This window comes from Pseudomonas sp. FME51 (assembly GCF_014897305.1).
Genome location: NZ_JABUYN010000003.1, coordinates 375001 through 383569, shown reverse-complemented (window position 1 = coordinate 383569; position 8569 = coordinate 375001). Strand labels below are relative to the sequence as shown.

7 protein-coding genes and 3 pseudogenes are annotated in these 8569 nt (G+C 59.0%); 2 read left to right on the top strand and 8 right to left on the bottom strand.

From position 1 onward, the window contains the following. Positions 1–462, top strand: a pseudogene (locus INT39_RS08325) (IS3 family transposase); the annotation flags it as partial. A 126-nt stretch (positions 463–588) separates the two neighbouring features. On the opposite strand, the gene INT39_RS08320 reads toward INT39_RS08325, so the two are convergent. Then, the gene (locus INT39_RS08320; protein ID WP_193073441.1) at positions 589–1521 is read right to left on the bottom strand and encodes a quinone oxidoreductase family protein; all 933 of its coding nucleotides are present in this window, start codon (positions 1519–1521) and stop codon (positions 589–591) included. Positions 1522–1713: 192 nt separating this feature from the next. Between INT39_RS08320 and INT39_RS08315 the strand changes: the two are divergent. Then, positions 1714–2028: pseudogene (locus INT39_RS08315) on the top strand (CbbBc protein); the annotation flags it as partial. A 2-nt stretch (positions 2029–2030) separates the two neighbouring features. Here the strand turns inward: INT39_RS08315 and INT39_RS22975 are convergent. From INT39_RS22975 to INT39_RS08285, 7 genes and pseudogenes are all read right to left on the bottom strand, one after another. After that, positions 2031–2114, bottom strand: a pseudogene (locus tag INT39_RS22975) (hypothetical protein); the annotation flags it as partial. Positions 2115–2414: 300 nt separating this feature from the next. After that, positions 2415–2789 (bottom strand): VOC family protein, encoded by a 375-nt coding sequence (locus INT39_RS08310; RefSeq protein WP_090540779.1) that lies wholly within the window; start codon positions 2787–2789, stop codon positions 2415–2417. A gap of 186 nt (positions 2790–2975) precedes the next feature. After that, complete coding sequence (locus INT39_RS08305) at positions 2976–4157, bottom strand: acetyl-CoA C-acetyltransferase (protein WP_090540781.1); 1182 nt, start codon at positions 4155–4157, stop codon at positions 2976–2978. A gap of 127 nt (positions 4158–4284) precedes the next feature. Beyond that, positions 4285–4935, bottom strand: a complete 651-nt coding sequence (locus INT39_RS08300; protein WP_193073440.1) for a CoA transferase subunit B — start codon at positions 4933–4935, stop codon at positions 4285–4287. 2 nt (positions 4936–4937) lie between these two features. After that, positions 4938–5636: a CoA transferase subunit A gene (locus INT39_RS08295; protein WP_193073439.1), complete on the bottom strand. Its 699-nt coding sequence runs from the start codon at positions 5634–5636 to the stop codon at positions 4938–4940. Between the two features lie 36 nt (positions 5637–5672). After that, complete coding sequence (locus INT39_RS08290) at positions 5673–6581, bottom strand: hydroxymethylglutaryl-CoA lyase (protein ID WP_193073438.1); 909 nt, start codon at positions 6579–6581, stop codon at positions 5673–5675. Next, entirely contained in the window at positions 6578–8539 is a 1962-nt protein-coding gene (locus INT39_RS08285; RefSeq protein ID WP_193073437.1) for an acetyl/propionyl/methylcrotonyl-CoA carboxylase subunit alpha, read from the bottom strand. Before INT39_RS08285 ends, INT39_RS08290 begins: the two co-directional genes overlap by 4 nt. Between the last annotated feature and the right edge of the window lie 30 nt (positions 8540–8569).

Below are 8569 nucleotides of genomic sequence, written 5' to 3'. Positions count from 1 at the left end.
AATCAGCTATGGGTGTCCGACTTTACTTATGTTTCAACGTGGCAAGGCTGGCTCTACGTCGCCTTCGTGATCGATGTTTTTGCCCGGCGAATCGTTGGCTGGCGGGTGAGCAACAGCATGCGAACAGACTTCGTTCTGGATGCCCTGGAGCAGGCGCTGCACTCTCGGCAGCCGAGCCGCATGGACGACCTGATACACCATAGCGACAGGGGTAGCCAATACGTCTTCATCCGATACACCGAGCGTCTCGCTGAGGCCGGCATAGAGCCCTCTGTAGGCAGCAAAGGCGATAGCTATGACAACGCTTTGGCTGAAACCATCAACGGGTTATACAAAGCGGAGCTGATTTATCGGCAGTCCTGGCCTAGTCGCGAAGCAGTGGAAATCGCCACTTAGAAATGGGTTCACTGGTACAACCACCAGCGGTTGCTGAGTTCGATTGGGTATATACCACCGGCATAAGCCGAGGCAAACTTCTACCAGCAACAATCCGGTCAGACCATTGGCGGCCTGACTTAAACGAAATGGCCTCCATAAAACCCGGTGTGATTCACTGGGATAAATTGGTCGCGTTCGACCTGTGTATGCTCAAGATTCACTAACCCTTGCGTAGATTTTTGCGTGTGGGCCATTTACCTGTGATTCCCAAGCTTTTGGTGTCTCGTCGAAGTCAAACTCGGCATAGTCCACAGTGATATTCTCCGTGGTGGTGATATCCAGTAAGCGTTCCCAGATTTTGCGACGATCCGCCGGAGGGCGCTGACCGGTACCGATGCATGAAAGCGTTCTGAATAAAAGATCAGCTATATCCAGGTTGAGTTGCCGTCCCGCACCGGTGCCGACGGTAACGATGCGTGCTCCCCACCGCGTTGCCTTCAATGCATTTAGCATGGGCTGACCACACACCAGATCAAGCACTACGTCGTAACCTTCTCCTGCTTCGGCTTTGAGTGCCGCCACATCAGTTTCATCGCCTTTGAGGCATACCGTAGCGTCGGTAATTCCGCGTTCTTTCAAGCGTGCCAGAGCTGCTTCGCTTCGGCCTGCGGCAACGACCTTGCCCGCTCCCAGATAACGGGCAAGCTGCAGGGCGATTTGCCCGAGCGTGCCGGTACCGCCGAGGATCAATACGGTCTCACCGGGCTGAATCTTTGCGGTTTCCAGTGGAATCAGCGCGCCGGTTGCGGCGATACCCATGGTAATGGCGGTGCGGTCATCGATATGGTCCGGCACATCCCAGACTTCCTCGGCAGGGACCAGTGTGCGTTCGGCCCAAGCGCCAAAAGGCAATACAGAACGTTCGCCGAAGTAAACTCGCTTGCCTTCCGCCGTGCGCCCGACGCCTTCGCCCCGGATGACGCAGGGATAGGCTACGCCCAATCGATACGCGCCGAGCACGTCCCAGCCGCCGAGGCCAGCAGTATCAACATCGATCAGTATCGCGCCGTCCTGGGCTTCCGGTTCCTTGAAATCCTGCATGACGGGAAGGGCGCCGCGTTCGGTAATGACAGCTGCTTTCATTGTTATTCTCCTTTTGTCGACAAATGCGCGAGGTAGAAGCTCCGGCTATGTTTGGCATGTTTGTGCGCTGTAGTGGGATATGATTCTGCAGTAAGATTTATATTCTGTCAAAAGAACGCAGGGTGGCGAATGAAGGACTCTAAAAGTCTCTTCGCGATACTCTGATCCATGCGCCCGCACTTGGTGAATCGGATGAGTTGGTTACATAACCGCAAAACGCAGTTCAAAATCTACAAGGGTCCTGCAGCTGGCTGGGGTGCATTGCTGAGCGTTACCCATGCGTGGCTGAACAGCGAACAGCCCATCAAGAACATCAAGGCGTTGCTCAGAACCAATCAACAGGGAGGCTTTGATTGCCCCGGTTGCGCCTGGGGTGATTCACCGGAATCCGGTGCGGTCAAATTCTGTGAAAATGGTGCCAAGGCGGTCAATTGGGAAGCGACCAGCCGACGGGTGGACGCCAAGTTTTTCGCTCGGCACAGCGTCACCCAGTTGCGTGAGCAAAGTGCCAGCGCAAAGGCAGCATCCCAACTGATCGGAAGATACCGGTCGGTCGCTGCGTCGTAGCGCACAGGTTCCGTCAAGCGCCCCTGGCGGCGGCTTACTATCCTGAGATAAATCCGCTGGTTCCGCTGGACAGTTTCGGCGTGGACAGTTTCACCCGGCATCAAAATTTATACCGATCAAACTGTTGCCTGGAGAGAGGGGAGCGAAGCTCGAATTAACTGAAGCCTGAAAGCTTCATGCGTTGCATTATTCCCATTCGATTTCAGTGAGCCTGGTAGGAAGTGTTCACGAAGGTTGGTGGATCTGGGCGAGCCGAGGGACTCCATGGAGTATGATCGGCCGCTGAAGTAGCTTACCCGGCGGCCTTGCTTCCAGTGCTGTGCCAGTCAGTGCTCGCTGATGCAGCTGGCTACTATCTTGTGGCCATCAAGGTCGCGCACATAGGCTGCGTACACATTCGGCCCCACATCTCTGAATCCGGGTGCGCCAGCATCCGTACCTCCCGCTTGCAGCGCACGCTGGTGGAACTCATCGACTGCGGCTCGGTTCGCTGCTGCAAAGCCTACTGTCAGGCCATTGCTTACACTGGCTATGTTACCGTCGGCGGGCTTTAGCACGACGAAGCGCGGGCCCGCGCCGCCCCAGAGCGATGCTGTTTCCTTATTACCAAGGTTTTCATAACCCAGCGCACCAAGCACTGAATCATAGAAGACGCGGGCGTTGGGCAGATCGTTGGTGCCTACAGTGATATGTGAAAACATAGGATAGTTCTCTTGGTTGGAGCGCCCTGAATCGCGCTCAATCGTTTAAAAAAGACTTCTGAGGCACGCTGTGAGGTTCAGCAATCCAAGCCGAGTAATGTGGCGACGTCTCGACGCAGCTCCGCACCAGCGCTGTAGGGAACTTTTCCGCTGTTCCCCCCCGGCTCTCACTGAATCCAGCGTTTATCAATCACGCTCTATAGCCAGCGCAACGCCTTGTCCACCACCGATACACAGCGTCGCCAATCCTTTCTTGGCATCACGCCGCGCCATTTCATAGAGCAGGGTTACCAACACACGGCAGCCGGATGCACCAATGGGATGCCCCAGGGCGATAGCGCCACCGTTGACGTTGACCTTCGACACGTCCCATTCCAGTTCCTTGCCGACCGACAGGCACTGGGCGGCGAAGGCCTCGTTGGCTTCGATCAGGTCCAGTTCCGCGATAGACCAGCCGGCTTTACTGAGGCATTTCTTGCTGGCGGGCACCGGTCCGATACCCATGATCGCCGGATCGACCGCTGCGCTGGCATAGCCCTTGATACGAGCCAGCACCGGCAGATTCAGCGTCTTCGCCTTGTCCGCCGTCATGAGCATGACTGCCGCTGCGCCGTCATTCAGGGTCGAGGCGTTGCCGGCGGTGACGCTGCCGTCTTTTTTAAATGCCGGACGCAGACCCGCCAAGCTGTCTTCAGAGGTGTCGGCTCTGGGTTGCTCGTCGGTATCGAAGGCAACGGGATTGCCCTTGCGCTGGGGAATCATCACCGGGGTGATTTCATCCTGAAAGCGTCCGGCACTGATTGCCGCATTGGCGCGCTGCTGAGAGAGCAGGGCGTAGGCGTCCTGATCCTCACGGCTGACCTGATACTGGCTTGCCAGGTTCTCGGCGGTGATGCCCATGTGGTAATCGTTGAAGGCGTCGGTCAAGCCGTCTTTCAGCAGGCTGTCTTCGAGCTGGGCATGGCCCATGCGCAGGCCGGTGCGCGCCTTGGGCAGCACGTAGGGCGCCAGGCTCATGCTTTCCATACCGCCGGCAATGATGATCTCGGCGTCGCCACAGCGGATCGCCTGGATCGCCATGTGCACGGCCTTGAGGCCGGAGCCGCACAGCTTGTTCAGCGTCAGCGCCGGAGTACTGAACGGCAGACCGGCATTGATCGCCGATTGACGGGCCGGGTTCTGGCCGCAGCCGGCAGACAGCACCTGGCCGAGAATGACTTCATCCACCTGGCTGGCGTCCAAGCCGGTGCTGCTTATTAACGAGCGGATGACGGTGGCGCCCAGTTCAACGGCAGGCACGTTAGCCAGCGCGCCTTGAAAACTGCCGATGGCGGTACGCGTTGCTGCGACAATGACGACGTCTTGCATGATCTTTTCTCCAAAAAAAACGTGGCTACCGCGATGGTGAGCCACGTAAAACCTTCAACGGGCAGCACTCCCAGGGCAGCTTGTTCAGCTGCTCCGGAAATCAGTGAAACCTATCCCCTAGGGTCGGCTAGTGTTTGCTTTGGTATTGCTCGGTCAACACCGGGCAGCCGGTGGCTTCCTGCAATGCCTGGACGGTGATACCGGGCGCCAATTCGAGTAGCTCCAGGCCGGCGTCGGTAATGTCCAGCACGGCGAGGTCGGTGATGATCCGGGTGACCACACCCAGGCCAGTGAGCGGCAGTTCGCACTGCTTAAGAATCTTCGGGCTGCCGTCCTTGGCGTTGTGCTCCATCAGCACCACGACGCGCTTGACGCCGGCGACCAGATCCATCGCGCCGCCCATGCCCTTGACCATCTTGCCGGGGATCATCCAGTTAGCCAGATCGCCTTTCTCCGACACCTGCATCGCACCCAGGATCGCCAGGTTGATATGTCCGCCACGGATCATGGCGAAGGAGTCGGCATTGTCGAAGAAACTGCTCCCGGGCAGACTGGTAACAGTCTGCTTGCCAGCGTTGATAAGGTCAGGGTCGACCTTGTCTTCCTCCGGGAAGGGGCCAATGCCGAGCAGGCCATTCTCACTCTGCAGCCATACATCCATGCCTTCGGGGATGTAGTTGGCCACCAGCGTAGGCAGCCCGATGCCAAGGTTTACGTAGAAGCCGTCAGCCAGTTCCTGAGCAGCTCGTTGCGCCATTTGTTCGCGTGTCCAGGCCATGATCAAGCGCTCCGTGTGGTACGTTTTTCGATACGTTTTTCCGGATTGGCATTGAGCACAATCCGCTGCACATAGATTCCCGGCAGGTGAACCTGATCGGGATCGAGTGAGCCGGTTTCGACGATTTCTTCGACCTCGACGACGCATATCTTGCCAGCCGTCGCGGCGAGGGGATTAAAATTGCGCGCGGTCTTGTTGAAAATCAGATTGCCGGATTTATCAGCCTTCCAGGCTTTGATTAGCGCTACGTCGGCTGTCAGGGAAGTTTCCATCACATACCATTCGCCGTTGAACTGGCGGGATTCCTTGCCCTCGGCGATCAGCGTGCCGTAGCCGGTTTTGGTATAAAAAGCCGGAATACCAGCACCGCCAGCCCGAAGCTTTTCTGCAAGTGTGCCTTGGGGAGTAAATTCAAGTTCCAACTCGCCTGAAAGGTACTGGCGCTCGAACTCTTTGTTCTCGCCCACATAGGACGAGACCATCTTGCGAATCTGGCGGGATTCAAGCAGCAGCCCAAGCCCGAAACCGTCAACACCAGCGTTATTGCTGATAACGGTAAGATCCTTCTTCTGCGTATCGCGCAGGGCTTCGATCAACGCTTCGGGAATACCGCACAACCCGAACCCGCCGACCGCCAGCGTCATGCCGTCGTCGACAAGCCCGGCAAGAGCCTCCCGAGCGTTAGGATAGATTTTGTTCATTGTTATAGATGCTCCTCTTCCCGTTAAAGTGTTTCGTCATTGATCGAGCTGACTGCTTTTGGCTTTGGCAACACGCGAGCCGGACGGCCGGTTCAGCAACCTGCTAATTCGGTTCCCGGCCTGAATCAGCGCGTCCAGGTCTATTCCAGTGTGGATACCCAGGCCATTGAGCATGTAGAGAACGTCTTCGGTGGCGACATTGCCGGTGGCGCCCTTGGCGTAGGGGCACCCGCCAAGCCCGGCAACCGAGCTGTCGAATACCTGGATGCCTTCCAACAGTCCCGCGTAAATATTGGCCAGCGCCTGCCCGTAGGTATCGTGAAAATGGCCGGCCAGTTGATCACGGGGAATATGCTGCGCAACGGTTTCAAACAGGTTGCGCGTGGCGCCGGGCGTTCCGGTGCCAATGGTGTCGCCCAAGGAGATTTCGTAGCAGCCCATGGCGTGCAGTTCGCGGGCTACGTCGGCCACCTGGCTGGCGGCGATCTCGCCGTCATAGGGGCAGCCCAGCACGCAGGATACATAGCCGCGTACCCGCACGCCGGCTTCGGCTGCCGCGCTGATGACAGGTTCGAAACGCTGTATGCTTTCGCTGATCGAGCAGTTGATATTGCGCTGTGAAAACCCCTCGGAGGCCGCGGCAAACACCGCCACTTCTTCAGCGCCGGCTTGTAGAGCCAATTCAAAACCTTTCAGGTTCGGCGTGAGCGCCGCGTAAATTGTGCCCGAGCGCCGCTGAATTCCGGCAAATACGTCCTGTGAGCCGGCCATCTGCGGGACCCACTTCGGCGAGACGAAACTGCCCACCTCGATGTAGCCCACCCCGGCGTCGCTCAAGTCGTCGATCAGGCGGATCTTGTCACCGTTACTCACCGGCTGCGCTTCGTTCTGGAGGCCGTCACGCGCGCCTACTTCGACCAGTTTGACCGAGGCGGGCAGGCTCATTGCGTTTCTTCCATTTCCACCAGCAGAGTGCCCTCGGCGATCAGCTCGCCTTCGGCGCAGAAGATTGCCTTCACTGTGCCGGCTTCGGCTGCGCGAATGCTGTGTTCCATCTTCATCGCTTCGAGCACCAACAGCACGGCGCCAGCCTCGACCTGTTGGCCTGGCTCGACCATGACGCGTACGACGCTACCATTCATCGGCGCCTGCAAACCACCGGCGTGCTGGTGGGAATGGTCCACTTCCGCAATCGGGTCAAATCGGTCGATCCGCTGCCAACTGTTATGCCACTGCAGATACAGAGCGCCATTGCTGATCAGCAGGCGGTGGCGGCGGGTCTGCTGCGCCTCGGTGACCAACAGCGTCTGGGTAGTCGGGCAATACGAGCAGCCGGTTACGTCTACGGCGGCAAAGGGCTGGTCCAGCTCGCCGCAGCGAAGGTGCAGACGACTCTGTGGGGGCAGTCCGGCGCGCCAGCTGGTCAGGTCAGTCCAGGGGCTGAATTCTGCTGCGCCAGATCCAGGTGCTACGGACGAAGCGCCCGGCATTGCCAGCAACCAGGCCTTCGCTGCGGTGCGCCAGAACCGGTCGTCGAGTGCTTCAGGCGCGGGCAGCAATTGTTCTGCATGACGCGGGATAAACCCGGTGTCCAGTTCGGCCCGAGCGAAGGCGGGGTGGGCCAGAATACGGGTCAGGAATTTCAGGTTGGTCTGCACGCCAGCCACCACGGTCTCGCGCAGCATGGCCAGCAGGGACAGGCGTGCTTCTTCCCGCGTCTCGCCCCAGGCAATCAGTTTGGCGATCATTGGATCATAGAAAGGCGAGACCACGTCGCCTTCGGTAACGCCGCTGTCCACGCGGCGGCCCTCGCCGGCGGGCGGCTCGCGATACAGCTGCAAAGTGCCACTGGCCGGGAGAAAGTCGTTGTCGGTATCTTCAGCGTACAGGCGCACTTCAATGGCGTGCCCCATCAGCGGGACCTGCTCCTGGGTCAGCGGGAGCTTTTCGCCCTGGGCCACACGCAGCTGCCACGCAACCAGATCCTGCCCGGTGATGGCTTCGGTGACCGGATGCTCGACCTGCAGGCGGGTGTTCATTTCCATAAAAAAGAATTCGCCGCGCGCGTCCAGCAGAAACTCCACCGTGCCGGCACCGACGTAGCCGATAGCCTGGGCGGCCGTCACCGCGGCATCGCCCATGGCCTTGCGCAGCTCGGGCGAAAGCCCTGGTGCAGGGGCTTCCTCAACCACCTTCTGGTGACGGCGCTGGATCGAACAATCGCGTTCGTTCAGGTACACACCATTGCCGTGCTGGTCGGCAAACACCTGAATTTCCACGTGTCGGGGCTGCAACACGTATTTTTCCACCAGCATGCGCGCATCGCCAAAGGAGGACTGGGCCTCCCGTTGCGCCGACGCCAGTGCTTCAGCCATATCCGCTTCGCGCTCGACCACCTTCATGCCTTTGCCGCCGCCACCGGCGGTTGCCTTGAGCAACACCGGGTAGCCGATGCGCTCGGCAGCCGTTACGAAGGTCTGCAGGTCCTGTTCGTCGCCATGGTAGCCGGGCACCAGCGGCACGCCGGCCTTTTCCATCAACGCCTTGGCCGCTGATTTGCTGCCCATGGCATCGATGGCCGAGGCGGGTGGCCCGACGAAGATCAGGCCCTGCTCTTCGCAGGCACGGGCAAAACCGGCATTCTCGGACAGAAAACCGTAGCCGGGATGAATCGCCTGGGCACCGCTGGCGTGGGCGGCGGCGAGAATCTTGTCGACCAGCAGATAGCTGTCCGCTGGTTTCGCGCCACCAAGGCCGATGGCTATATCGGCTTGCAGGACGTGCTGTGCCTGACGGTCAACGTCACTGTGTACGGCGACAGTGGTAATGCCCATCTCGCTGGCGGTGCGCATGACCCGGCAGGCAATTTCGCCGCGGTTGGCGATAAGCAGGGTATTGATCATTTTTGTTCGTCCCACATCATGGCGAAGTTT